The sequence below is a fragment of the Synechocystis sp. PCC 6714 genome (assembly GCF_000478825.2).
In the GTDB taxonomy this organism is placed as follows: Bacteria; Cyanobacteriota; Cyanobacteriia; order Cyanobacteriales; family Microcystaceae; genus Synechocystis.
The window spans coordinates 1-23,779 of sequence record NZ_CP007545.1 but is presented as its reverse complement, the minus strand read 5'-3'; the positions used below and the strand labels follow the sequence as shown (position 1 = coordinate 23,779).

Annotated in this window: 24 protein-coding genes; 12 read left to right on the top strand and 12 right to left on the bottom strand. The window is 46.2% G+C overall.

The window, feature by feature from the left end; all coding sequences use genetic code 11:
- Positions 1 to 27: 27 nt before the first annotated feature.
- Positions 28 to 282: a hypothetical protein gene (locus D082_RS17175; protein ID WP_028949131.1), complete on the bottom strand. Its 255-nt coding sequence runs from the start codon at positions 280 to 282 to the stop codon at positions 28 to 30.
- Between the two features lie 191 nt (positions 283 to 473).
- Positions 474 to 812 carry a helix-turn-helix domain-containing protein gene (locus tag D082_RS17170; protein WP_028949132.1) on the bottom strand — a complete coding sequence of 113 codons (339 nt, stop codon included), beginning with the start codon at positions 810 to 812 and terminating at the stop codon, positions 474 to 476.
- A 134-nt stretch (positions 813 to 946) separates the two neighbouring features.
- Between D082_RS17170 and D082_RS17165 the strand changes: the two genes are divergently transcribed.
- The 3 genes from D082_RS17165 (at position 947) to D082_RS19265 (ending at position 4,586) form a co-directional block, all read left to right on the top strand.
- Entirely contained in the window at positions 947 to 2,446 is a 1,500-nt protein-coding gene (locus D082_RS17165; RefSeq protein ID WP_040123037.1) for a hypothetical protein, read from the top strand.
- A complete protein-coding gene (locus tag D082_RS17970; protein ID WP_081857722.1) occupies positions 2,376 to 3,218 on the top strand; it encodes a DNA cytosine methyltransferase in 843 nt (280 codons plus the stop codon). The genes D082_RS17165 and D082_RS17970 overlap by 71 nt, the downstream gene beginning before the upstream one ends.
- A gap of 801 nt (positions 3,219 to 4,019) precedes the next feature.
- Positions 4,020 to 4,586 carry a hypothetical protein gene (locus D082_RS19265; RefSeq protein WP_238546936.1) on the top strand — a complete coding sequence of 189 codons (567 nt, stop codon included), beginning with the start codon at positions 4,020 to 4,022 and terminating at the stop codon, positions 4,584 to 4,586.
- A gap of 402 nt (positions 4,587 to 4,988) precedes the next feature.
- Here D082_RS19265 and D082_RS17140 read toward each other — a convergent pair whose 3' ends face one another.
- From D082_RS17140 to D082_RS17125, 4 genes are all read right to left on the bottom strand, one after another.
- Entirely contained in the window at positions 4,989 to 6,281 is a 1,293-nt protein-coding gene (locus D082_RS17140) for an MFS transporter (RefSeq protein ID WP_040123035.1), read from the bottom strand.
- A 90-nt stretch (positions 6,282 to 6,371) separates the two neighbouring features.
- A complete protein-coding gene (locus D082_RS17135; protein ID WP_144428776.1) occupies positions 6,372 to 7,055 on the bottom strand; it encodes a glycoside hydrolase family protein in 684 nt (227 codons plus the stop codon).
- Positions 7,056 to 7,137: 82 nt separating this feature from the next.
- The gene (locus D082_RS17130) at positions 7,138 to 10,302 is read right to left on the bottom strand and encodes a CusA/CzcA family heavy metal efflux RND transporter (RefSeq protein ID WP_028949137.1); all 3,165 of its coding nucleotides are present in this window, start codon (positions 10,300 to 10,302) and stop codon (positions 7,138 to 7,140) included.
- Positions 10,303 to 10,340: 38 nt separating this feature from the next.
- Entirely contained in the window at positions 10,341 to 11,003 is a 663-nt protein-coding gene (locus D082_RS17125; RefSeq protein ID WP_081857721.1) for a cobalt transporter, read from the bottom strand.
- A 115-nt stretch (positions 11,004 to 11,118) separates the two neighbouring features.
- Between D082_RS17125 and D082_RS17120 the strand changes: the two genes are divergently transcribed.
- The 4 genes from D082_RS17120 (at position 11,119) to rppB (ending at position 13,983) form a co-directional block, all read left to right on the top strand.
- Positions 11,119 to 11,355 carry a UPF0175 family protein gene (locus D082_RS17120; RefSeq protein ID WP_028949139.1) on the top strand — a complete coding sequence of 79 codons (237 nt, stop codon included), beginning with the start codon at positions 11,119 to 11,121 and terminating at the stop codon, positions 11,353 to 11,355.
- A complete protein-coding gene (locus D082_RS17115; RefSeq protein ID WP_028949140.1) occupies positions 11,355 to 11,849 on the top strand; it encodes a DUF3368 domain-containing protein in 495 nt (164 codons plus the stop codon). The genes D082_RS17120 and D082_RS17115 overlap by 1 nt, the downstream gene beginning before the upstream one ends.
- A gap of 95 nt (positions 11,850 to 11,944) precedes the next feature.
- Positions 11,945 to 12,640, top strand: a complete 696-nt coding sequence (rppA, locus tag D082_RS17110) for a two-component system response regulator RppA (protein WP_028949141.1) — start codon at positions 11,945 to 11,947, stop codon at positions 12,638 to 12,640.
- Positions 12,637 to 13,983 carry a two-component system sensor histidine kinase RppB gene (gene rppB / locus D082_RS17105; protein WP_028949142.1) on the top strand — a complete coding sequence of 449 codons (1,347 nt, stop codon included), beginning with the start codon at positions 12,637 to 12,639 and terminating at the stop codon, positions 13,981 to 13,983. Before rppA ends, rppB begins: the two co-directional genes overlap by 4 nt.
- 39 nt (positions 13,984 to 14,022) lie before the next feature.
- Here the strand turns inward: rppB and D082_RS17100 are convergent, their stop codons facing one another.
- The gene (locus D082_RS17100) at positions 14,023 to 14,340 is read right to left on the bottom strand and encodes a tyrosine-type recombinase/integrase (RefSeq protein ID WP_255356958.1); all 318 of its coding nucleotides are present in this window, start codon (positions 14,338 to 14,340) and stop codon (positions 14,023 to 14,025) included.
- Positions 14,341 to 14,348: 8 nt separating this feature from the next.
- Between D082_RS17100 and D082_RS19260 the strand changes: the two genes are divergently transcribed.
- The 5 genes from D082_RS19260 to D082_RS19245 all read left to right on the top strand — a co-directional run bounded on the left by D082_RS19260 (position 14,349) and on the right by D082_RS19245 (position 17,049).
- The gene (locus D082_RS19260; RefSeq protein ID WP_028949143.1) at positions 14,349 to 14,540 is read left to right on the top strand and encodes a hypothetical protein; all 192 of its coding nucleotides are present in this window, start codon (positions 14,349 to 14,351) and stop codon (positions 14,538 to 14,540) included.
- 23 nt (positions 14,541 to 14,563) lie between these two features.
- Positions 14,564 to 15,340 carry a hypothetical protein gene (locus D082_RS19255; protein ID WP_028949144.1) on the top strand — a complete coding sequence of 259 codons (777 nt, stop codon included), beginning with the start codon at positions 14,564 to 14,566 and terminating at the stop codon, positions 15,338 to 15,340.
- A gap of 74 nt (positions 15,341 to 15,414) precedes the next feature.
- Complete coding sequence (locus D082_RS19250; protein ID WP_238546935.1) at positions 15,415 to 15,585, top strand: hypothetical protein; 171 nt, start codon at positions 15,415 to 15,417, stop codon at positions 15,583 to 15,585.
- A 24-nt stretch (positions 15,586 to 15,609) separates the two neighbouring features.
- Entirely contained in the window at positions 15,610 to 16,035 is a 426-nt protein-coding gene (locus tag D082_RS17455; RefSeq protein ID WP_051738975.1) for a hypothetical protein, read from the top strand.
- Positions 16,036 to 16,470: 435 nt separating this feature from the next.
- Positions 16,471 to 17,049 carry a hypothetical protein gene (locus tag D082_RS19245; protein ID WP_238546934.1) on the top strand — a complete coding sequence of 193 codons (579 nt, stop codon included), beginning with the start codon at positions 16,471 to 16,473 and terminating at the stop codon, positions 17,047 to 17,049.
- 407 nt (positions 17,050 to 17,456) lie between these two features.
- Here the strand turns inward: D082_RS19245 and D082_RS17075 are convergent, their stop codons facing one another.
- The 5 genes from D082_RS17075 to kdpA form a co-directional block, all read right to left on the bottom strand.
- On the bottom strand, positions 17,457 to 18,572 hold the full coding sequence (locus D082_RS17075; RefSeq protein WP_081857720.1) for a sensor histidine kinase KdpD: 1,116 nt from the start codon (positions 18,570 to 18,572) through the stop codon (positions 17,457 to 17,459).
- Between the two features lie 14 nt (positions 18,573 to 18,586).
- The gene (gene kdpC / locus D082_RS17070) at positions 18,587 to 19,162 is read right to left on the bottom strand and encodes a K(+)-transporting ATPase subunit C (protein ID WP_028949109.1); all 576 of its coding nucleotides are present in this window, start codon (positions 19,160 to 19,162) and stop codon (positions 18,587 to 18,589) included.
- 62 nt (positions 19,163 to 19,224) lie between these two features.
- Positions 19,225 to 19,425 (bottom strand): potassium-transporting ATPase subunit F, encoded by a 201-nt coding sequence (locus D082_RS17065; protein ID WP_040123034.1) that lies wholly within the window; start codon positions 19,423 to 19,425, stop codon positions 19,225 to 19,227.
- A gap of 67 nt (positions 19,426 to 19,492) precedes the next feature.
- On the bottom strand, positions 19,493 to 21,583 hold the full coding sequence (gene kdpB / locus D082_RS17060; RefSeq protein WP_028949111.1) for a potassium-transporting ATPase subunit KdpB: 2,091 nt from the start codon (positions 21,581 to 21,583) through the stop codon (positions 19,493 to 19,495).
- A gap of 137 nt (positions 21,584 to 21,720) precedes the next feature.
- Positions 21,721 to 23,394: a potassium-transporting ATPase subunit KdpA gene (kdpA, locus tag D082_RS17055; protein WP_028949112.1), complete on the bottom strand. Its 1,674-nt coding sequence runs from the start codon at positions 23,392 to 23,394 to the stop codon at positions 21,721 to 21,723.
- Positions 23,395 to 23,779 lie beyond the last annotated feature (385 nt).

Below are 23,779 nucleotides of genomic sequence, written 5' to 3'. Positions count from 1 at the left end.
TTGAACTACTTTAGAAGAGCAAATATATTAAACCTGGGCCTTAGTAATAGCAATGCCCGCCGCCTTAAGAACTTCACCAAGAGGGTCTAAAATTTTGACCACTGAATCGGAAGGCAAATTTTGAAGGGCAGTGGCAAAAGCTGTGAGAGTATCACCGTTAATCTGGATAAAGGTTTTTGCTTCAACAGAATTACATCCACCCATAATCAAAACCAGATCACTTTTAGATAAATCTTTTTTTGCATTAAGTTTGTCATTTAATTCAGGTTGTTCACAGTTCATAGCAGTTTTGATAATTACATTCTATCTATAGTGACATAGATAGAAGAAGCACATACTATAAAATCATGGAAAAATTCAGAGATTAACCATTGATTACAGCAATGGCAGATCACCGCAGAACAACTAATAAGCAGTTTGGCAAACTTTTGACACTAACTTGGGGTAGTAGGTTGAAGCGCAATCGGCTGTAATTAAGAAGCAACAAGGTTTGCACGACCCTGCTTTTCTTGCACCCTTTGCCCTGCAATCATAAGCAACATCCCAAATTCGACAGAGCTGAGAGAATAAACAAATTCCTGTAAATCGAAGTTATTCCCTGCCATAGAACGCCAATAGTCACACTTGAAACCAGGTTTTATCTTGTCACAGGCATCAAGAATCTGCTCAAAGCTTTCAACGGACGGAACAGACTTGCCAGCTAAAACCTGAGAAATATTAGTCTCACTACGATTTGCCACATCAGCAATCAATTTCTGAGAAAGGCGATATTTTCTAACCTTCTCTCTCAATATTTCGATACAAAGACTCATTGTGCTTCCCCTTAAATGATAGAGTGTTGATGTTTAATGGCGTTTAAATTTTTTTAAGCACCTCTCAAGTCTATCATACGAAAAAAACAGCCCCGATACTCTTTCTTACCAAATAAACGAGGCCTAACTTCATTATGACTCAATTCTACAAGCTAACGACGGATACTGCCGGAGAACTCCTAGCCGCTAAACTACCTCGTTCCAGTTGGGAGTTATGGACATGGGCAACTACCCTCGATCCTTTTGGCGATCGCCGGGTAAGAATCACCTGGGAAATAGCCAAAGAAGCCATAGGAATCAGTAGAACGACTTTTTACCGTGCCCTAGCCCAGTTAACTGATGCAGGCTTACTAGTTTCTGAGCGGGTTTTTGGGTTTTGGATTAGTCCCAAAAATGGGAATCCAGTCCCAGAAATAGAAATCGAGTCCCAAAAATGCGTCTCCGAGTCCCAAAAATGGGACTCCACTATATATACAGACTTAAAGACTTTCTCATACTCTTCAGACGGCCAGAGCGAGGAAAAAGAAAAAATTCCAGATCCGGAAATAAATACAAATGGACGAGGTGATGGAACTAAGCCAAAAACCCAGGAAAAACTAGCTACGGCAGAAATTAGTCAAAACTCATCTGTCATAGCGACAAGTCAGGGAGAGGAAAAATATTCCGCCGCCCGCCGTACTAAAAAGCGCACCAAGAAGAACCAAGACTTTGATTGGCTACCCGATGGCCCCTGGAGTATTGAGGGCAAGCTCGACCCCAACTTCCGGAATTGGTTGGCGAAGAACTGGCAGAAGCGTTATGGCGGAGAATTCCACGACAAGCAGGCGGATGTGTTGGCTCATTTCAGGAAAGACCCGGCTAATTTGCCTATTCGCTGGGAGCAGTACCAGAAAGAGTTTGTTCATCGGGTGGAAAATACCCAAATGCGCCTCGCCAATGGCTGTCAAATCTCCGAAGACCAGCAAAGGAACCTAATCATCCATCAACGAGCTGTGACGGCGGTTCTGCCCCCAGAAATGAATCCGGTGGCTGTGGTGGCTACTCCTTCGCCTGTGCTTCCCCCAAAGACAGAGGAAGTTACTAGGGGTTTGGAAGTTGTTGAACCTGTGGCGGAATTATCCCCTGGTAAAGATCTTGAAGAAGCCGAGCTGGCCCCTACTGAAACTTGTTTTCTGGTTACTAACTGTGAACCCTCCCCTTGGGAAAGTGAAAGCCCCACCGAAGAACCCCAAGAACTGACTGGGGATGGGTCTGTGTCAGCGGTGAGTGTTGAAACCCCCAGTAAAAATTCTCAAACTGAATCTGCCCCTCCTGAAAATTCTTCCCCGGCACCTGATTCTCAGTACACCATCCTTCCCGACGGCACCCGACTAAAGGTTTTCCAACGCCAGCAAAAATCCGAGCCTGTAGCCCCAGAGCAAGCTAAGGCATTAAAGCAAATGGTGCAGGGTTTGCTCAAGGGTTTTGGTGGTAAGCGGGAAGTTTGTCCCAAACCCCAGTCCGAACTGGAACGGCTCAATCAATGGCTCTACGACCCCATCCTACGGGAGAAAGCGATTAATTATGCTCGGCGATCGCCAAGTTACAAATACTGCTCCGACACTGACCAAATCATCCACTGCGAGGAGTTCTAGCCATGGAAAGCTTAAACACCTCGACCTTTTTGCCGGATGTGGGGGATTCACCCTGGCCGCAGAACAAACCGGAGGAAAAATACAAACAACTCAGTTTGTTGAAATCGACCCCGACTGCCACGCCGTTTTGTCCCACCACTGGCCCCACATCCCCATCCACGCCGACATCAGGGACTACTACCCAAGCCCAGGGCAATTTGACCTTGTTACCGCTGGTTTCCCCTGCACCGGCACCAGTGGAGCAGGAACCAAAACAGGCCTCCACCATCCCCAGTCAGGCCTCTTTCGGGAAGTGTTACGCATCGTTGCCCAGTGCCATCCCCCATTTGTCGTTATTGAGCAACCCCTGGGAGTTATCCATCGAGGCCTTAGAGCAATCCTTGGCGGACTCCGAATGGTCGGCTATCAAGGCGAAATTGAAATTATCTCGGCGCAGGAGCTTGGAGCGGGCCACCGTAGGGAAAGATTGTTTATTGTTTCCTACCCCCACGGCCTGTTTGGGCACCTACCGCCAAGCTGGCTCGAACAAGTTGGAGCAATGGTTGAGGAGCAACGGGCTCATTCCCAATGGCTCACAGTTGAGCGCAACGGCCTACGCTCTGATTCAGGGTTATCCTTCCAATTGGTTTCAGGCCTTGGCCCCCAATTCTGCATTGTCCCCACCGGAACCCCCGCCAGAATTAAAGCCCGCAAACTGGCCGGCAGAACCGTTACCCCAGGACAAGCCAGTATTGCCCTCCAGCGAGTCCTCTACCTCCACTCAATGCTCTAATTGTAACTCCTTTGATAGCTCAATTCCTGCCAATTCTGCTTGGAAGTTTTGTTTACTCAAGGGTAAGTATCTTGTAGAAAATAACCTCAATGGTTGTGACCAGTTTAAGCCCATAGTTCCCTACCAACCTCCACCTAAAAAACGTAGGTTGAAGGGAGAAGGTTCTGGCTATATTCAACTCCATTACTGCCATAAAAAGGGTAAGTCCTATGAGCAATTTTACTACCACTATGAGATTTGGGAGAATGGCATCAGACAGCGTAAGGGGTCGAAGTATATCCCCAAGGCCAAGTTGGCTGCTGTACAAGAGTTGGAAACCTGTAAAGTACCTGTAATCCTTATCCTAAGAGAGCTTGGCATTATTGTCTAGTCTGTCAAGTTACATATCAAGTTACCTGTTAAGGCACTTGTCAAGTCAATCTGTAAAGTGTAAACTGGACAAGTTAACCGCCCCTGATTGCCGCTTTCAATAGGGTAGTCGGGGGAAGTATTGACGCTACGCCAGAACTCTTTAAGGTTGGCATTTATTGTTGGCTTCCTCGCAGGAAAGTTATCAATAAAAAGCAAAGGTTATGGTGGCTCGTCAGCATTTTTGTGGTTGCCATTAATGTTTGTTCTGCCTCCGCTTCCTTGGTTTGGCGACAGGACATTTTGAGGTTGGCATTTGTTGTTGGCTGTCAGCCCCAATGCTTATCTTTAGGATGCAAAAAATTTTATCGGCTGCCAGCTATTTTTATGGTTGCCATGGATTGTTTGTCCTGCCGCAGGAGTAGCAAATCCCTCAAAAAACAGTAAAACAAGATGGATATTAAACAACTCTGTGACCGTTATGCTTTGACCAGTCGCCAAGCTTTGTACGATCGCCTAAAAGCTTTGGGGATTACCCTTAGTCGTCAGGGCAGAAGTAGCTACGCCACCCCGGAGCAAGTCGAGTTGCTTGATCAGATCCATCAACACTTGGCGGAAGGAGGAAGTCTCAAAACCTTTACTCCGATCGCCGAAACAACGGTAAGTTTTGAACCTGTCAACCCTGCACTGGACAAGTCGTTGGATATTGTAAAGTCTAGACTGGACAATTCCCCCGATACTGTCAGGTCAGAACTGGACATTATGGACTCAGGGCTGGACATAAACCCCCAAACCATTGCCCTGCTTAACTTAATGCAGTCTTTCAACCGGCGATCGCCACTGGACAAGCATCGGGAACTAGAAGAAGCCGCTGCCCATAATTGGATTTTGACCACCAGTGAGATTGAAGAATTACTAGGGGTTAAGCCTAAGGGTGAAACTTTTACTAGGGGTTGCTGGATATTTCGGCGGTCTGGAAAAATCGGTAATCAGTCCGCCTGGATTGTCGAGAAAATTTAACCCCTTCTGCCTCCACTGGATTTGTACAGTTTGCGCTGGACATGAGACTGGACATATCGGTTGCTATGCTGGACATCAAATCTCAAAGCTTTATCCTATCTATATTTCTTTTGTCCAGTCAGTCTTTTTTTCGCTGGACAAGTTGTTTATGAAAGGCGATCGTTATCCCGCCGATTGGAAGGCGCACCGAAAAGCGGATCTCTGCGAGATCGCCTTGGGAAAAAAGCAGTCCGTTGGTTGAGTCTGTGAACGGTGCGGGATGCAATTATCTTTAGCAATTCGGGGCGGGAAATCAGTCTAGATTTAAGGACAATAAGAACAGTTTGATTGTTTAGTAATTAAATTAATAAGTAATTTTGTTTGATGTGGAGAGTAAATTCGGCTAAGGTAGTTGGTTTGCCGTTAGGCTTCCTCTGTTCCATGGAAGTGGAGATGGCTATGGTCTGAGCTATGGTAGTGGCTATGCTCATGCCAGAATCCTTGTTCAAAATGGTCAGAGGGTCGTAAAAAATAAAACAGAGTAAACAGGCTAAGGGCTAAAATCCCCAGATAGAAAAAACTGTTTTGAGCAGAGTAACTGCCTAGCCAGCCTGCTAAGGGATAGGAAAAAGTCCACCAGAGATGGCTCCAGGCAAAATGGGCACCATAAACTCGGCCTTGAAGGTTTTTAGCGACTCGGTTAGCAATCAAGGTTTGGGTGGGTACATTGACCAAGGTTTGACCAATACCAGCCCCAGCCCACAAGATTAGTAATCCCTGGAGATTAACCATTGGCACAGGAAGGATAGCAATGGTCATTAGGATGGCTCCAAAACTAGTTAAAAGGATTCGTTTTCCCTGTTGCTTAGTGTTGCCCAAACCAAGGGATGCCAATGTTGCTCCCAGTCCAAAAGCCGTCATTACCCAACCGTACTCAATTTTGCCTAGGTGTAAAATGCCTTGGACGTAACCTACAGTGTTTACCAAAATTCCTGCGCCCGCTAAGGACACGACTAACTGCATAGTTAGGGCATAACGCATCAGGCGATCACCGAAAAGACATTGGGTTCCAGTAGCTATATCCTGTCCAATTTGGGCCGGGGTACGAACTGGCTGGGGAGTTGAGTTAGCCAAAAGCTTTCCTGGCAATGTGAGGATCAAAACGGCGGCTATCAAAAAAGTGAGGGCATCCCCCCAAAAGATATTTCTTATTCCCACAAAAGCTGCCAAGCTACCTGCTAACCCTGGCCCTAAAACCCCCAAAAGTTGATAAGTGGCACTGGAGAGGGCGATCGCCTGGGGATATTCGTCATTCTTTGTCACTAGAGGAATCGTCGCAGTATAAGTCGGGGTAAAAAAGGCGTTAAATACATTTAGCCCCAGAACTAGTCCATAAATTTGCCAAGCTTCGGTCACCCAGGGAAATAGACAAATAATTCCGAGTCTTGCCAGATGGGTGAATATCATAATTCGCTTGCGATCATAACGGTCGGCGATCGCCCCTGCCACAGGGGACAGCAGTACAAATACCGTTACTCTCAGGGTTAAGGCTCCAGCAAGGATGACCCCGGCCCCTTCACCAGCTAAATCAAAGGCTAATAGGGCCAATCCCACCCAGGTCAGCGCATCCCCCAGCAAATTAATGGTTTGTGCTAGGTATAACTGGGCGAATAGACGGTTTTGTAAGCAGTGGAAGATGGGTGGTAGTTTGCCCATGGTGCTGATGGAGAGGAGAAAGTTGATCTCTATTTTATGCCCCCAGGGGGGATATTACTTGCCCAATAGTGGTTAGGGCTAAATGGTTTGTTAATTAGCTTGGGCGAGTTCCTCCGCCAACAGTTTTTGATAAATTGTTGGCAGAGAAGCAGTCATAATATTGTCTTCAATACCATGACCTAGACTTGTCCAAGTGGGAGAAAGCTTTTTCAATACTTCTTCAACCTGACCCTTTTGCAATTGGGTGGAAAGGTCTATGCCCCAATGGTGTTGATCCATCAGCCATCGATAGGTAACTAAATCCTGGGATTCAGGGTCAAAACTATAGTTTATTTTTCTTATTTGACGTTGAGGATGATATAAAGCCGCTTTTTCCTGCCAAGTTTTAGTCAAAAATTGATAACGTCCTGCCGCTGTGGAGCAGAGCCCTTGATTTACTTTTGTTTTAATAGGGATACAGGTATTGGGATGATGGCTTAAATCATGGATATGTTGGCCGCCATAAAGCAGAATATAGGGATTTTTACCATTAGATTCACTGGCAGAAATCGTCCGCATTAAAGCTCTAATATAAGGGTCACCCCCTTCCATTGCTAGGGGCGGTAAATGCCCAAAAAAGGGATTAATTTTTTCGGGTTCAGGAGACTTTTTGACAAAAGTTGCCAAACATAGGGCAAATAACAAAGCCACCAGGGCAAAATGGGGCGACCAAGATGATTTTTTAGCCCTTCGGGGATGGCGATTATAGCGAGTCAGATTTTGAGTAATGGTCATGAAAGTTAACCAGCCAAAAGTATAGATAAAAAATCTCTCCTAATGTTCTTAAAAACAGATAAGGAGAGATAAAAATTCACGTTTAAAAATTCGATTTTTGGGCACTCACTGTATCGTTACGGATAAAGGGAGTAATTTGATCTACATTGGTGGGCCGTTTGGGCATTAACCATTTACCGAATTTGGCATAGAGGGCAGGAATCACCAACAGGGTTAAAGCCGTAGAAGTACATAAACCGCCAAGCACAACGATCGCCAAAGGTTGGAGAATTTCATTACCTGCACTGCTGGCCGTAGCAAGGGGTAACATCCCCAAAGCTGAAGTTAAAGCAGTCATTAGAATAGCATTGACCCGTTCCATAGACCCTTTAAAAATGGTTTCCTTGAGTTTCATTCCCTGGGCAAATTTCTGGTTGTAGTTATCCACCAGCAGTAACCCATTCCGTACTGCCACTCCAAAGAGGGTAATAAAACCCACTAGGGAAGCAATAGAAATGACTCCGCCGGTGAAAACAACGGATAGCAAACCCCCAATTAGGGCTAGGGGGAGGTTGATCATAATGGCGATCGTTGCTGGGAGAGATTTAACTGAAAAGAACATCAACACTCCAATCACCAAGGCGGCAATAAAACTAAAGAGAAGCAGACTATTAGTTGCCCGTTGTTCTGACTCAAACTGACCACCATATTCGATGAAATAGCCCTGGGGAAGTTGTACCTTTTGTTGAATTTGAGCTTGCACATCCCCCACGACACTACCTAAATCCCGCTCAGACACGTTGGCGGAAACCACAATTAAGCGAGAAACATCTTCACGGTTAACGACATTGGCTCCCATGCCGTATTCCACCTTAGCTACATCCCCTAGGGTAGTTATCTGACCAGTGGGCGTACTAATGGGAATTGCGCCGATGGCATCGAGACTATTGCGCTCAGTCTCCGGTATCATCACCACCACATTGATCAATTGTTGATCTTCAGGCACTTGGGACACAACCCGTCCATTTAAGGCCGTTTCCACTACGGCGGAAATATCAGCCATCTTTAACCCATACTGGGCGGCGGCGGTGCGGTCATAGTGAATTTGCACTTGACGGATGGGTAGCTGGGGTTCTAGTTGGAGGTCAACAATCCCCGGCACAGTTTTCATGGCTTCTTGTACCTGCTCCCCGATAGCCCTTAGTTCCTGTAGGTCTGGGCCAAAGATTTTAACGGCGATCGCACTTCTGACCCCTGATAACACCTCATCCATGCGGTGGGAAATAAAGCCCCCCATATTGGAAGCTACCCCCGGCAATTGGTTAAAGGCTTCCCGTAACTGTTTAACACTACCCTCCCGGTCTTTGAGCGCTTCATCACTCAATTCCACATCAACGTGGGCCATACTGACCCCAGCCCCATCGGCATCCCCCGGCGCACGACCAGCTCGAATTTGTACCCATTCATAAAGGGGATTATCCTTGAGGTTATTAAATAGGGCTATCCCAGCCCGATTGGTCATATCGAGGGAAACCCCTGGAAAGAGAACCATAGAATTAACCATGGACTTCTCCCGAAACTCCGGCAGGAAAACCCGCCCCAGGCTGGGAACCAAAGAAACGGAGGCGATCAAGGCGATCAGAGCTACGCTCAAAATGATTTGGGGTGCCCGCAGGGAAAAATTTAACAACGGACGATATAACCTCTCTGCCCATCGCGAGACAAAGGTGCCCTCCTGGGGGAGCCGTTGGTTAGCTAGAAGAATTCCACACAGAGCAGGGGAAACGGTCATGGCTACCAGGGTGGAAGCACCAATGCAGAGTAAATAGGCCAAACCCATGGGCGCAAAAATACGTCCCTCTACCCCCGTTAGGCTGAAAATGGGTGCGAAAACTACCACGATGATCACCGTGGAAAAGATCACGGCTAATCGGACTTCCACCGAAGTGTCATAAACTACCCGCAGGGGATGCTTGGGATTGCCCTCGGCTTGGTTGGTTCGTAATCCCCGGTAGCAATTTTCCATGTCTACAATGGAGTCATCCACCACGGAACCGATCGCCACGACTAGCCCCCCTAGGGTCATGGTATTAATGCCCAATCCCCAGGCTTTCATGAACATTAGACCAATCAGCAATGAGAGGGGAATAGCCGTTAAGGTAATCACGGCTGTCCGCCAATTCATCAAGAAAATCAACATAATTACCGACACGATGACAATCCCTTCCAGCAGAGATCTGCTGACGTTGCGAATGGCGGAGTCAATAAAGTTCGCTTGGCGAAAAGTTTGGGCAATCTGCACATCGGCGGGAAACGTTGGTTTTAGCGAGGCGATCGCCGCTTCGACTGCTTTAGTGACCGTTGGCGTATCCACATCGGGTTGTTTATTGACCATCATTACAATGGCCGGTTGGCCGTTAAAGCTAGCATCTCCCCGCTTGAGGGCACTGCCGGTTGTAACTTCGGCCACATCCTCTAGCAAGATAGGTTGGCCGTCCACCACTTTGACCACCGATCGCCGCAGGTCATCAACGGCTTTTATTTGACCCAGTCCCCGTACCAGCAATTCCTGGCCGCCGCCAATTAAGAATCCCCCTGGGGCATTGGAATTTGCTCCAGCACTGGCTTGGGTAACTTCATTGAGGGAAACTTTGAGGGAACGCAGTTTGGCCGGATCGACTAAAACCTGTTCCTGACGTTCATCACCACCATAGATGGTGACTTGAGATACCCCAGGTACCGATAAAACTTGATTACTTACCGTGGTTTCTAGTAGTCGTCGTAACTCCATTAAGTCCGAACTTCCCTCACCATTGACCGTAAAGGCATATTGCAAAATCGTCCCCAAGGGAGAAACCAGGGGAGAAATTTCCGGGGGATGGCTACCTTCCGGTAGTTGATTAGTGACCTGTTGCAGGCGTTCCGTCACCGTTTGACGGGCCTTATAAACATCCGCATCTTGATCGAAGACCACACTCACCATGGACAGGCCAACCTTAGAAGAAGACCGCACCGTTGTTACCCCCGGTAAACCGTTGACGGCACTTTCAATGGGAACGGTGATTTGGGTTTCCACTTCTTCCGGTGCTAGGCCGGGGGCTTCGGTGTGAATATCCACCTGGGGTGGGGCAAACTCAGGAAACACATCCAGGGGCATTTGGGCAACACTAATGACTCCCCAAATGGTGATGCCAATGGCCGCAATGACAATAAACCAGCGTTGGGCGATCGAAGTTTTGAGAATTTGATTGAGAAGATTATTCAACATAAGTCAATGGGGGCAAGGGCTGGAGAGGAAAATTAAACTTATTTGCCAAAAATGTTTTTGCCTTTGCGACTCAGGTTATAAGCTCGTAATCCCAGAATTCCAGCCCCAATAACCCCTAATCCTCCCAAGGCGATCGGTAAAACGGGTAATCCTGATTCTGTGGCCATGGGGGGACTTGCCTGGGTTTCATTGGGAGGAGTGCTTGTAGTCTCCGCAGGGGAAGCCGTTTCAGAAGTCCCTGTTGTCGTAGACTCAGCTACAATCGGCTCTTTGGTCTCAGTCTCTGCCGTTTGAGTTTTGCGGGATTCAGCATAAAGGGATAAAGAGCCCTGGGTAACTAACTTTTCCCCCACCGATAATCCTTCAGTGATTTCAATCAATTCCCCCTGGGTCGCTCCCGTTTTCACCGGCACCGGCTCATAAAACCCTTCATACTGCACAAACACCAGTTGCCTATCTCCTCCGTCTACCAATGCTGTGGCAGGAATATAAACTCCGCCATTGCCATCCGGCGCAGAGGCGATCGGTTCCACCACAATGCCCAACACAGAATCGGTTTCTGCATTCACCGCCACCCGATTAATGCCACCTTCCGCTTGGAACTCGTCACCGTGCCCCACATGGGCGATCGCCAGGTTAGGTACTGCTAGGGTCAAACCCAGGGCCAGAAAGGAACTTGCTAATTGAATCGTTTTCATCACACCATCTCAAATTGGGAATTTGTCCAAGATTTTTCCCAGTTTGCCAGATAGGGTATGAAATTCAGGTGAAAATCCAAAGTAGAATCGACAAAATCCTGTTTAAGGAATCTAGCTGATGCAAATCATCCTCGATCTTCCCGATGCCATCGAAATTAATCCAGCAGATCTCCGTACTGAACTGGCGATTTCATTGTTTCAACAAGAGCGTATTACCCTAGGAACTGCTAGCCAACTCGCTAGTTTAAATCAAATAGAATTTCAGCAATTACTTGCCAGTCGGGGTATCTGTATTCATTACAACACTGAAGACCTAGAGCAAGATCTCAAAAGTCTTCAAGAAGATGGCTGGTAATGATTATCGTGAGTAACACTTCACCGATCAGCAATCTGCTCATCATCGGAGAGATTTCACTTTTGCAACGCATTTATCCCACAATTCTGATTCCCCCTGCTGTATATTCAGAACTTAATCGTTTACCCGTTCTTCAGCCTACGATCCTATCTTTGCTCGATTCTGGGTGGTTAGCAATCCGATCACCGACTAATGTTCAAATGCTTAATACACTAGCCCAAATGCTCGATCCAGGTGAAAGTGAAGCGATCGCCCTTGCCATTGAGATTGATGCAGAAAGACTACTCATTGATGAGCGGCTTGGCAGAGATATTGCTACTAACTATGGGCTAAAACTCAGAGGTCTTTTGGGTTTATTAATTAATGCTAAACAACAGGGAATGATTCCAATGCTACGTCCAATTCTTGACCGATTGATTAAACAAGCTGGCTTTAGAGTTAGTCCTACCCTTTATGCTCGAATTCTCCAGGAAGCTGGAGAAGAAAATTCATAAAATTTCTAAGCAAGAAATTACAATTAAATTCTTACAAATTTAGGAATTAGACAACTTAAAATATCAAACCTGGTCATTAGTTAAGCTAAATCAAAGTGCGAATTTTATTGGTGGAAGATGAAACAGATTTAGGACTGGCTATTAAGAAAGTGCTAGTCAGTGAAAAATATGTGGTGGATTGGGTGACGGATGGCTCCCAGGCTTGGGACTATTTGGATAATCAATGGACAGATTACACCGTTGCTGTTGTGGATTGGTTACTGCCAGGTTTATCTGGTTTGGGACTATGTCAAAAATTGCGGGCCCAAGGAAATTCCTTACCAATTTTGATGTTAACTGCTTTAGGAGAACCGGAAAATCGAGTGGAAGGGCTAGACGCAGGAGCAGATGATTATCTAATAAAACCCTTTGTGATGGCGGAACTATTAGCAAGATTAAGGGCCCTACAACGGCGATCGCCGCAATTTCAGCCGCAAATTTTGACCATGGGTAATTTTAGTCTTGACCCTGGCAATAATTTACTAATAGTTATGACTTCGGCTCATCAACACCAAAAAATTAATTTAACGATCAAAGAATTCCAAATTTTTCAATACCTAATGCAAAATCCAGGGCAAATCATTGCCGGGAGTAAAATTCGCCAACAACTCTGGGATCTTGATGAGGAGCCTATGAGTAATGTAGTGGCAGCTCAAATGCGTTTAATTCGTCGTAAATTAGCCCAGTATAACTGTCCTTGTCCCATTGAAACCGTACCAGGTCAAGGCTATCGGTTTAATCTTTCGCCATGAATACCCATCGTTTGTTTGCTCGTAGTCGTCTACGATTAGCCCTCTGGTATGCTTTAGTGATGGGTGGAATTCTTGGCGTTTTAGGATTAGGAGTATATCGTTCTATTGTGCAGGCTAATTGGGTCGCTTTAGAGCGAGAAATTGAATCGATCGCCGGGACATTACATGATAGTTTGGAACCAATGTTGCCTAATAATTCAAGTCCCACGGAAGTATTGCAACAAATTTTCCCGGATCTCTGCTTAGTTAATCAGCCTTGTCGGACTAATCCAACCCTGATCGAACGCCATACCATTGGCATCAGCGATCGCCGTCTTTATTACATCCGTCTTTTTGATTATCGGGGTCGTCTGCTGGTTTTTTCTCCGAATCAGCCAACGAATTTATCCCCTCAGTTAAATAAAGAGACCTGGCAAACAATTCAAACCTTAAACGGTAATCGCTATCGTCAATTTACTACCATCTTACATAGTGCTGATAATGTTAATCAATCATCCTGGGGATACTTACAAATTGGCAGGAATCTAACCGCATTTGATGCAGAAAATAGACGTATTCTTTGGGTTTTAGGGATAAGTTTACCCGTTGCCCTAGGGTTAGTTGCCCTGTCCAGTTGGGGGTTAGCAGGGATAGCCATGGGGCCTATTTATCAGTCCTATCAGCAACAACAACAATTCACAGCCAATGCTGCCCACGAATTACGATCACCGTTAGCTAGTCTGATTGCCACGGTGGAAGCTCTATTGTGCATTAACAACGATCATAACTGCGAAACCCAAACTTTATTGCAAACTGTTGAAAGGCAGGGGAGAAGACTCAGCCAATTAATTACTGATCTACTTCTGTTAAGTCGGTTAGAACAGGAAACGGAACCTAATGATTGGACATTTTGTTGCTTGAATGATTTAGTTAGTGACCTTACAGAAGAATTTTTAGAATTGGCGATCGCCGCTGGAATTGATCTCAGCAGTGAGGTTAGTTCCAAGGAAATTTACGTCTGGGGTAATGAATCCCAACTCTATAGACTGGTTTCAAACTTAATTGCTAATGCCATTTACTATACCCCCGCCGAGGGAAGTATCAATATTAGTCTCGTATCTAGTGAAAAAATGGGGATTATTACTGTTCAAGATACGGGAATTGGCATTGCTCTAGATCAACAAGAACGAATTTTTGAGCGTTTTTATCGGGTGGACGAGGCCCGGTCTCGACAAAAGGGAGGGGCAGGATTAGGGTTGGCCATTGCCCAGGCGATCGCTTTTAAACATAAGGGTTATTTAACTGTCGAGAGTGAATTAAGCCGAGGGAGTTTATTCACTGTCAGGTTACCCATGCCCCTTTAGCTTTAATCTGATGTGCGCGGGCCGGAAACTAACTCAATTCTAAAACGAGATTGTAGATAGGGCCTGCTCCTTCTCCTGTTCAGAAACCTCCAGATAGTGGGACAACACATTCAAATTTTTATGACCACTAATCTTCTGAATGACCCGGAGATTAATACCCTTGCGACACATCATAGTTAACGCAGTGCGGCGGAAAGAATGGGTAGAAACTCCCCTCACTCCAATCCTATCTGTTGCCGCTTTCAAAATTTTGTGGGCCATGGAAGGGTGAAGATGTGACCCCACCCGTTTGCCCCGAAAAACATAGGACGATGGAAACCTGACGGATTGTTGAACTTGCCGGTATTTATCGAACAAAACTTGCAATGCTGGGGCAATTTCGCCGCAGTAATCAATACGCCCTCGCTGAAGCCCGACAAATCACTGAGGAAAGGCTTCAACAATTACCCAGTAATGGTTTAATCCATCTGCTCCGTTCCCTCCATGGCCAAGCTTCTGCCCAAATCCAGCTTTTCCCCATAACCTTATCCTCACCATCGATCGCCGCCATGAATTAGCTACCATTGCGGAGGCTGATTATGTGATTGCCTTGGATGCCACCAATAATCAAGCTGATTGTGCCTGCTTGCTGAATATCGAAAAGGACAAGGTTAAGGTGATCAAACGAAAAACGGAAAAACCTTTCCAAAACCTCAAAGTTGTCCAAATTGTTCTGCCCGGTTGGGATAGCTCCCGACCCAGTGATAGGGCCATGGAAAAAGCGATCGCCGTCAGGGACCCATTATTCCAAGCCTATGGCCCCGTGCCAATACTCACCTACAAGGCCCAACTAAAAACCCTATTAGCGGAAGGTCAGTGGTATCGAGATAGTCGGGGTAGTAATCAATTTGAGGGCCAGCCGCATATGCTCTCCTGTGGTTTACCCCTGCCCAACCTGGGGGCCATCAAAGCCCAATTCCTAGCCACTGGCGGACAAATCGAACATTTTGAGGAGTATTACCACCGCCGCTCCCAAAAGGAAGTGTTGCAAAATTTTGGCCGTCAAAGGGCTAACCGCTACCCCCACCAACAATTTACCCATTTCATTATCACCGGCGACCCCCAGAAAAATGCCATCCATGACCTGGCCTGGGTGAAAGAGTTTGGTGCAGACTATGTTTGCCTCCACGGTTTTGAAATTACCCCCAAGCTGGCGATCATTCCCAGATTGTCGAGGCGATCCGTTCTGGAGTTACCACGGGCGAAGTCATTGCGGAAAAGTTGGGTTGTAGTCGCCGTAATGTTACCGATGTCCTCACCAATGCCGGGGCTACCCTCACTAAAGTTACTAAGGCATTACTGCATACAAGTGAACTGAGAACCTTCTCTTATAAGTCTCCTATAAGGCTCACTTCCCACCTGGATGGTTTGCCACCGGAAGTCATTCAAATCTTGGGTATTCACCTTCCAGAGGCGATCGCCGAAGTGGTGGAAATTATCCAAGTCGTGGGTTGGCGATCTTTCTCACAGGACTATTTACCCACTTTGCCCAACCGATTACGCTCCATCGTCCTGGCAACTTTCTGGTTTTTCCTTGATACCGGGCCCCCGGTTCCTGTTTGAAGCCCCCTGAAGGCTACCGTAACCATGACTAAATACGTTGATCTTCTTTCAGCATTGGGACAATTTACTCCGTGTTCTAATTGCTATTCTTTTAAGGATTCAATTCCTGCCAATTCTGCTTGGAAGTTTTGTTTACTCAAGGGTAAGTATCTTGTAGAAAATAACCTCAATGGTTGTGACCAGTTTAAGCCCATAGTTCCCTACCAACCCCCACCAAAAAATCGTAGAACTAAAGGTGACGGCTCTGGCTATATTCAACTCCATTACTGCCATAAAAAGGGTAAGTCCTATGAGCAATTTTACTACCACTATGAGATTTGGGAGAATGGCATCAGACAGCGTAAAGGGTCAAAGTATATCCCCAAGGCCAAGTTGGCCGCTGTACAAGAGTTGGAAACCTGTAAAGTACCTGTAATCCTTATCCTAAGAGAGCTTGGCATTATTGTCTAGTCTGTCAAGTTACATATCAAGTTACCTGTTAGGGCACTTGTCAAGTTAATTTGTAAAGTGTAAACTGGACAAGTTAACCACCCTCGATTGCCGCTTTCAATAGGGGAGTCAGGGGAAGTATTGACGCTACGCCAGAACTCTTTAAGGTTAGCATTTATTGTTGGCTTCCTCGCAGGAAAGTTATCAATAAAAACCAAAGGTTATGGTGGCTCGTCAGCATTTTTGTGGTTGCCATTAATGTTTGTTCTGCCTCCGCTTCCTTGGTTTGGCGACAGGACATTTTGAGGTTGGCATTTGTTGTTGGCTGTCAGCCCCAATGCTTATCTTTAGGATGCAAAAAATTTTATCGGCTGCCAGCTATTTTTATGGTTGCCATGGATTGTTTGTCCTGCCGCAGGAATAGCAACTTTCTCTGAAAAATACAGTAAAAACAAGATGGATATTAAACAACTCTGTGACCGTTATGCTTTGACCAGTCGCCAGGCTTTATACGATCGCCTAAAAGCTTTGGGGATTACTCTCAGTCGTCAGGGCAGAAGTAGCTATGCCACCCCGGAGCAAATTGAGTTACTAGACCAGATCCATCAACACTTGGCGGAAGGAGGAAGTCTCAAAACTTTTACTCCGATCGCCGAAACAACGGTAACTTTTGAACCTGTCAGCTCTGGACTGGACAAGTCGTTGGATATTGTAAAGTCTAGACTGGACAATTCCCCCGATACTGTCAGGTCAGAACTGGACAGCTCACTGGACATTATGGACTCAGGGCTGGACATAAACCCCCAAACGCTGGCCCTGCTTAACTTAATGCAGTCTTTCAATCGGCGATCGCCACTGGACAAGCATCGGGAACTAGAAGAAGCCGCTGCCCATAATTGGATTTTGACCACCAGTGAGATTGAAGAATTACTAGGGGTTAAGCCTAAGGGTGAAACTTTTACTAGGGGTTGCTGGATATTTCGGCGGTCTGGAAAAATCGGTAATCAGTCCGCCTGGATTGTCGAGAAAATTTAACCCCTCTTGCCCCCACTGGATTTGTACAGTTTGCGCTGGACATGAGACTGGACATATTAGTTGCCATGCTGGACATCGAATCTCAAAGCTTTATCCTGTCTACATTTCTTTTGTCCAGTCAGTATTTTTTATGCTGGACAAGTGACCGATGAAGGATGACCGTTATCCCCCTGATTGGAAGGCGATCATCCGAAAAGCAGTCCGTTGGTTGGGTCTGTGAACGGTGTGGGGCGCAATGTCTTAAGCCTGGGGAGGTTTATAATCAATCAAAGTAAGATTGAGATGACTAAGGTCTTTACCAAAGACCCTTTTAGCTCTGATCGGTGTCTTACTCTCAATTAAATCAACTATAATGCCATTGCTGTTTTGAAAGGTTTAGCTTATGTATTCTTGAAGAATTTACCTATTTAAATCCGCTCGATAGTTCTGGTAGGGTCATTGGCAATAATATGTAGATCTACTTGGGGTAAAACTCGCATTAACCTCTGAACAATAGAGCCTTTAATTAGTAGGTTCCAGCGAGAGCGTTTAGTTTCCCCTAAAACAATTTGTGTAATATGATATTCACCCGCAGCAGTCATAATCGCTGAGACTATGTTATCTGATTCTATGCGTAAAAACTCTCCTTCAAATTCTTCACACAATCGCTTACAAGTTTCAATATGAAGCGTCTCATTCTTGGAAAGAAATTGGTTGGGATGGGAAACAAAAATAACGTACAATTGACCATTCATTTGATTGGCAATGCGTGCTCCCCGTCTTAGTAACCGAATTGAGTTTGGATAGGTTGAAATACAGACTAAAATTCGCTCTTGGATATTACAGTAATTTTCAAAGTTGCTTTCTCGACCATTTCCCTCAACATTATCTGCAACTTCTCGCAATGCTAATTCCCTAAGGGCAATGAGGTTCTGACGCTGGAAAAAGTTTTGCAAAGCCTGCTCAATCTTCTCGGCCGCATAAATTTTTCCTTCTCTAAGTCGTTCTTGTAAAGTTTCTGGAGTGACATCTATCATTACTACTTCATCTGCTTCATCAAGTAGGCGATCCGGAACTCGTTCTCGGACTACAACACCAGAAATTTTATAGACTAAGTCGTTTAAGCTTTCTAAATGCTGGATATTAATGGTGGAATAAACATCAATGCCTGCGTCTAGAATGATCTCGACATCTTGATAACGCTTCTCCCGTTGAGAACTAGGAATATTAGTGTGGGCTAATTCATCTATTAGAGCTAATTGGGGCCTGCGTTTGATCACTCCATCAACATCCATTTCCGTTAAAGTCCGCCCCTGCCAGTCAATGCTTTTCAGAGGAATACTTTCTAGCCCGATCGCTTTATCTGCTGTGTCTGCTCTACCGTGGGTTTCTAGGATACCGATGACAATATCAATTCCTTCTTGTTTAAGTTGTTGAGCTTCTTCCAACATACGATAGGTTTTTCCTACCCCAGGGGCCATACCGATAAAAACTTTGTGTTTGCCTCGTGGGGACGGAGAACCTGACCGTGGAATGGGGTACATGGATTTGACAAAATTTAGGATTTAATATTATCCAAGGCCATATTTAGTGTCAGAACATTGATGCCAGGATCACCAAAAATTCCGAGGAAGCGCCCCTCTGTATTTTGAGTAATTAGGGATTGTACTGCCTCCATTCTTAATCCCCTAGCCTTGGCAACCCGCTCCAATTGGGCTGCCGCCGCAGCGGGGGAAATGTGGGGATCGAGGCCAGAACCGGAAGAATAGAGTAGATTGGCCGTGGGTTCAACACCGAAGGACTTTAGACGTTCAGCTTCTGCTTTAATTCGCTCTAGCAGATCAGGATTTTCTGACGCTAGGTTACTGCCACCAGAAAGTCCGGTAGGATTAGCATCTTCCCCTTCGCTGTAGTCAACGACGCTAGGACGACCCCAGAAATATTTATCCTCCGTAAAAGTTTGACCAATTAAAACTGAACCCACCACTTCACCTTGGGCATTAGTCAATAAACTACCGTTGGCCTGAAAAGGAAAAACCGTTTGGCCAATGAGAAAAATTAATAGAGGATACAAAAAAGCGGTCAAAATCCAAAGGGTGGCGATACTACGAATGCTGAAAATTAGGTCTTGCATGGGTTAAAAAATTGGTAGATTTTAGGTGGAAGGGATTTGGAGATTTTTCAAAATTGTGGGGACTAAAACCTTTCAGGTTGCACAATGACTATGGCTAAGTAAATGGCTAGAGCTAGAACTAATAGACAGAGCAGACCCAGGGAGTAGGCCGTGCCTCTAGTAATTGCCTTATCAGTGGCGGCATAAACCATAGGGGCGATCACCGTATTGAGGACAAGGCCAAGGAAAATGATGCAGGAAAACTTAGGTGGTTTATATCTCATGGGAAACAGATTATGTAAATGTTGTTGATTGAGTTGTGAATAATTCAGAACCCTCTATTTAATGGGCTTAAAACCGCGTCACCGCCGATAGTCCCAGATCGATCAATTTGATGGCAATGAATGGGGCTATGATGCCTCCAAGACCGTAGATGAGGATATTACGTTGGAGCAATTGATTAGCCGTGAGGGGACGAAACTCAATTCCTTTGAGGGCTAAGGGAATTAAGGCAGGAATGATCAAGGCGTTGTAAATCAAAGCGGAAAGCACTGCCGTGCGATGACTACTGAGGGCCATAATATTGAGTGCTTCGATACCCACTGCCCCAAACATCGCTGGAATAATGGCAAAATATTTAGCAATGTCATTGGCTAGGGAAAAGGTTGTTAGCGCACCCCTGGTAATCAAAAGTTGTTTGCCAATGGTGATTAAGTCAATTAGTTTGGTGGGGTCAGAATCAAGATCCACCATATTGGCTGCTTCCTTGGCCGCCTGGGTACCGGAATTCATAGCTACCCCCACATTGGCTTGGGCTAGGGCCGGAGCATCGTTGGTACCATCTCCGGTCATAGCTACCAGTTTTCCTTGGGATTGCTCAATTTGGATGACCTGAATTTTGTCTTCTGGGGTTGCTTCCGCTACAAAGTCATCTACCCCCGCTTCCTCGGCAATGACCGAAGCCGTAATGCGGTTATCCCCTGTGAGCATGACAGTGCGAACTCCCATGCGACGTAATTGAGCAAACCGTTCACGAATGCCGGGTTTGATAATATCTTTGAGGTAAATTACCCCGTAGATGTCATTATTCTGGCAAACGGCCAGGGGAGTGCCCCCCAGTCGAGAAACCCTTTCAAAGGCTTTGTCTAGTTCAGCATTAGCCTCCCCACCTCGGGAACGCACAAAGCCCCGGATAGCATCCACAGCCCCTTTTCTGATCTCATCCCCATTGGGTAGGTCGGTGCCACTCATGCGGGTACGGGCGGAGAATTCCACTCCTTCCGCCTGGTTTTTATCAAAGTCAACCTTTGCCCCCATTTTTTCCGCTAGTCGCACAATTGATTTACCTTCCGGAGTCGTATCAAATAAACTAGCTGCCAGGGCGATCTCCGCTACCTCAGATTGATTGTGTCCGTTGATGGGGATAAACTCCTCCGCTAAACGATTACCCAGAGTAATAGTCCCTGTTTTATCAAGAACTAGGGTATTTATATCTCCACAGGCTTCCACTGCCCGCCCGGACGTGGCCACCACATTAAACTGAGCTACCCGATCCATCCCCGCAATGCCGATGGCACTGAGCAAGCCACCGATGGTGGTGGGAATTAATGCCACCAATAAAGCCACCAGAATAGTTATGCCCACAGGACTTTGGGCGTAGTTGGCGATCGGCGGTAGGGTAGCCACCACAATCAAAAAGACCAGGGTCAAAACAGCAAGTAAAACCGTTAGGGCAATCTCATTGGGGGTTTTAGACCGCTCTGCTCCTTCCACCAGGGCAATCATGCGGTCGATGAAGCCCATACCAGGATCGGAGGTAACTTGCAGGGTTAATTCATCGGAGATAATGCGGGTTCCCCCGGTAACAGAACTGGCTACATCTGATCCTGGTTCCTTTAATACGGGGGCTGATTCACCGGTAATCGCCGACTCATCGACCGAAGCAACCCCCTCTATCACTTCTCCATCGATGGGAATCATCTCTCCAGCTATCACTTTGATGCGATCGCCGCGTCGTAGGCTAGTGGAACTGACTTCTTCGATGGCACCATTGGGCTGTATGCGTCGGGCTATCGTATCTGAGCGAGTGGATTTCAGGGCATCGGCCTGGGCTTTTCCCCGTCCTTCCGCCACGGCCTCAGCGAAATTAGCAAATAATATGGTGAAAAATAAAATCAGGGTAATCAAGCCGTTATAAACTGCTGCCCCTTCACTTTGATCTGTTCCAAATAGGCTGGGATTGAGGGTCAGTATGGCCGTAATCAAGGTACCAACCCAAACAATGAATATAACTGGGTTTTTTACCATTACCCGGGGGTCTAGCTTCCAAAAGGCTGACACCAAAGCTCGTCGGTATAAATTAGCCATTTGAGCTTTAGGTGTGTGTTTGCGTTGCTGACGTGGCCCACCGGGTTGCTTGAGGGTAAGGGAAGATTGGGTCATCGGTTTAAATGATAAATAAAAGGTTTACTGTTCGTGGATTAAGCCATTGACAGATCGGTCATTACTTAAAAGGATGTCTGAAAAGTTTTATTCCATCCCCTAAAGCCCCCAATACTGGGGGGCTTCTGAAACTCCTCTTAGAAATTAAAGGCGCTGGCCACGGGGCCTAGTACTAAAACCGGCAGAAAAGTCAATGCCCCCAGAATAAGAATGGAACCCGCCATCACCCCGGTAAATAAAGTCGTATCAGTGCGGAGAGTCCCATCGGTTTCCGGCACCGGCTGTTTGCGGGCCATGCCGTCCGCTAAAAACACTAACGCCACAATGGGCACATAACGTCCTGCTAAAAGGGAGACACTGGTGCTGAGGTTCCACCAGAGGGTGTTGTCCCCTAGGCCTTCAAAACCAGAACCGTTATTGGCGGCGGCGGAGGCATACTCATAAACCACCTGGGAAATACCGTGGAAACTGGGGTTACTAATGCCAGCCAAGGTTTCAGGAAAGACCAGGGTGATGGCAGCGGGGATCAGGATGACAATGGGATGGACAAGCAAAATTAAGCTGGCTAGAACAATTTCACGTTTTTCAATTTTGCGGCCCAAAAATTCTGGGGTACGCCCTACCATTAACCCAGTCAGAAATACAGTGAGGATTAAAAAAATGAACAGGTAGGCGGTGCCTGTGCCCTGACCCCCCCAAACAATCTGTAGAAACAGATTGGAGAGGGTAACAAAGCCCCCCGATGGCATCAGGGAGTCGTGTAAGCCATTGATAGCACCACACATAGTTCCTGTGGTGGAAACTGCCCAAAGGGCGGTGAGAAAGGGGCCAAAGCGGGTTTCCTTTCCTTCCAGGTTAGGTTGTGAACTACCTAAAACTTCATTAACTAAAGGATTTCCCTGGTACTCCCCCACAGCGGCAATGATAATGAACACCCCATAGATAATGAATACCATCCAGAAAATTAGCCAGCCCTGCTTGGAATTATCGATCAGATGCCCATAGGTAAGAATTAGACCCCCTGGAATGATTAACATAATCACCGTTTCAACCAGATTGGTTAAGTTATTAGGGTTTTCAAAGGGATGGGCGGAGTTAATGCCAAAAAATCCGCCGCCGTTTTCCCCTAGCTGTTTAATGATTTCAAAGTGGGCCACAGGGCCACGGGCAATGAACTGGGTAGTTCCTTCTATGGTGGTGACTTGGGCTGGCCCGGCAAAGGTTTCGGGGACTCCCGCCATCAGTAGAGCGATCGCCCCAACAATGGAAATAGGTAACAAAATCCGGGTGATTGATACGATCAAGTCCGTGTAAAAATTCCCTAAAGGTCGCCCCGTTAAACCTCGAATAAAGGCAATCGCCACCGCAATACCCGTTGCGGCTGAGGTAAACATCAAAAACCCCAATGCCCCCACTTGGCTGAAATAGCTATAGGTGGTTTCGCCGGAATAATGTTGCTGGTTGGTATTAGTGGTAAAGGAAATGGCCGTGTGTAGCCCCAAGTCCCAACTGGGGGCCGATAGACCGGTGGAATTTAAGGGTAATACGCCTTGGAGCATGAAAATTAGGTAGACCATCACGATCATGAGCAAGTTACTCACCAGTACAGCTCGGACGTATTGACCACCTCCCATGGACTTACTATTAACCAGACCAGAGCTAGCAAAGATAACCCGTTCCACCGGAGAAATTACTCGATCAAGCCAGGTCTTTTCCCCCAAGAAGACTTGGGCCATGTAGCGACCCAGCAATGGAGCAATGATGGCAAAAATTACCAGCATTAAAATTATTTGAAAAAAGCCTTGTAGCATAAAAGAATAAGAGTTAAGGAAACAAAAATTTGCCTGATTGCTAAAAGAAAGTCATTACTAAAGAGTTTTTTGTGCTCAAGTTGCAAAATTTTTCCTAAAGTATCTCAGACCTAAAATGTTGTTTAAAACATCTGATGCGTAGGGATTAATGGTGATCGCAATCAGCATGTCTCGCTCCTGAACTGTTGGGTTTTCATGAAAATAGAGAAGTTTTTGATTTCTGATTAAGCCTAAAAAATGACATTTCTCTGGCAGGTTAATCCGTTGCATGGGCTTACCCAGATGGAAGCTATTAAAATAGACAGGACAGGTTAATATCTTGACTTCCATCGGGATTCCCCCTGAGCGAAACAGAATCTTCGCCGTCTTTATTTTGATGCTTGTT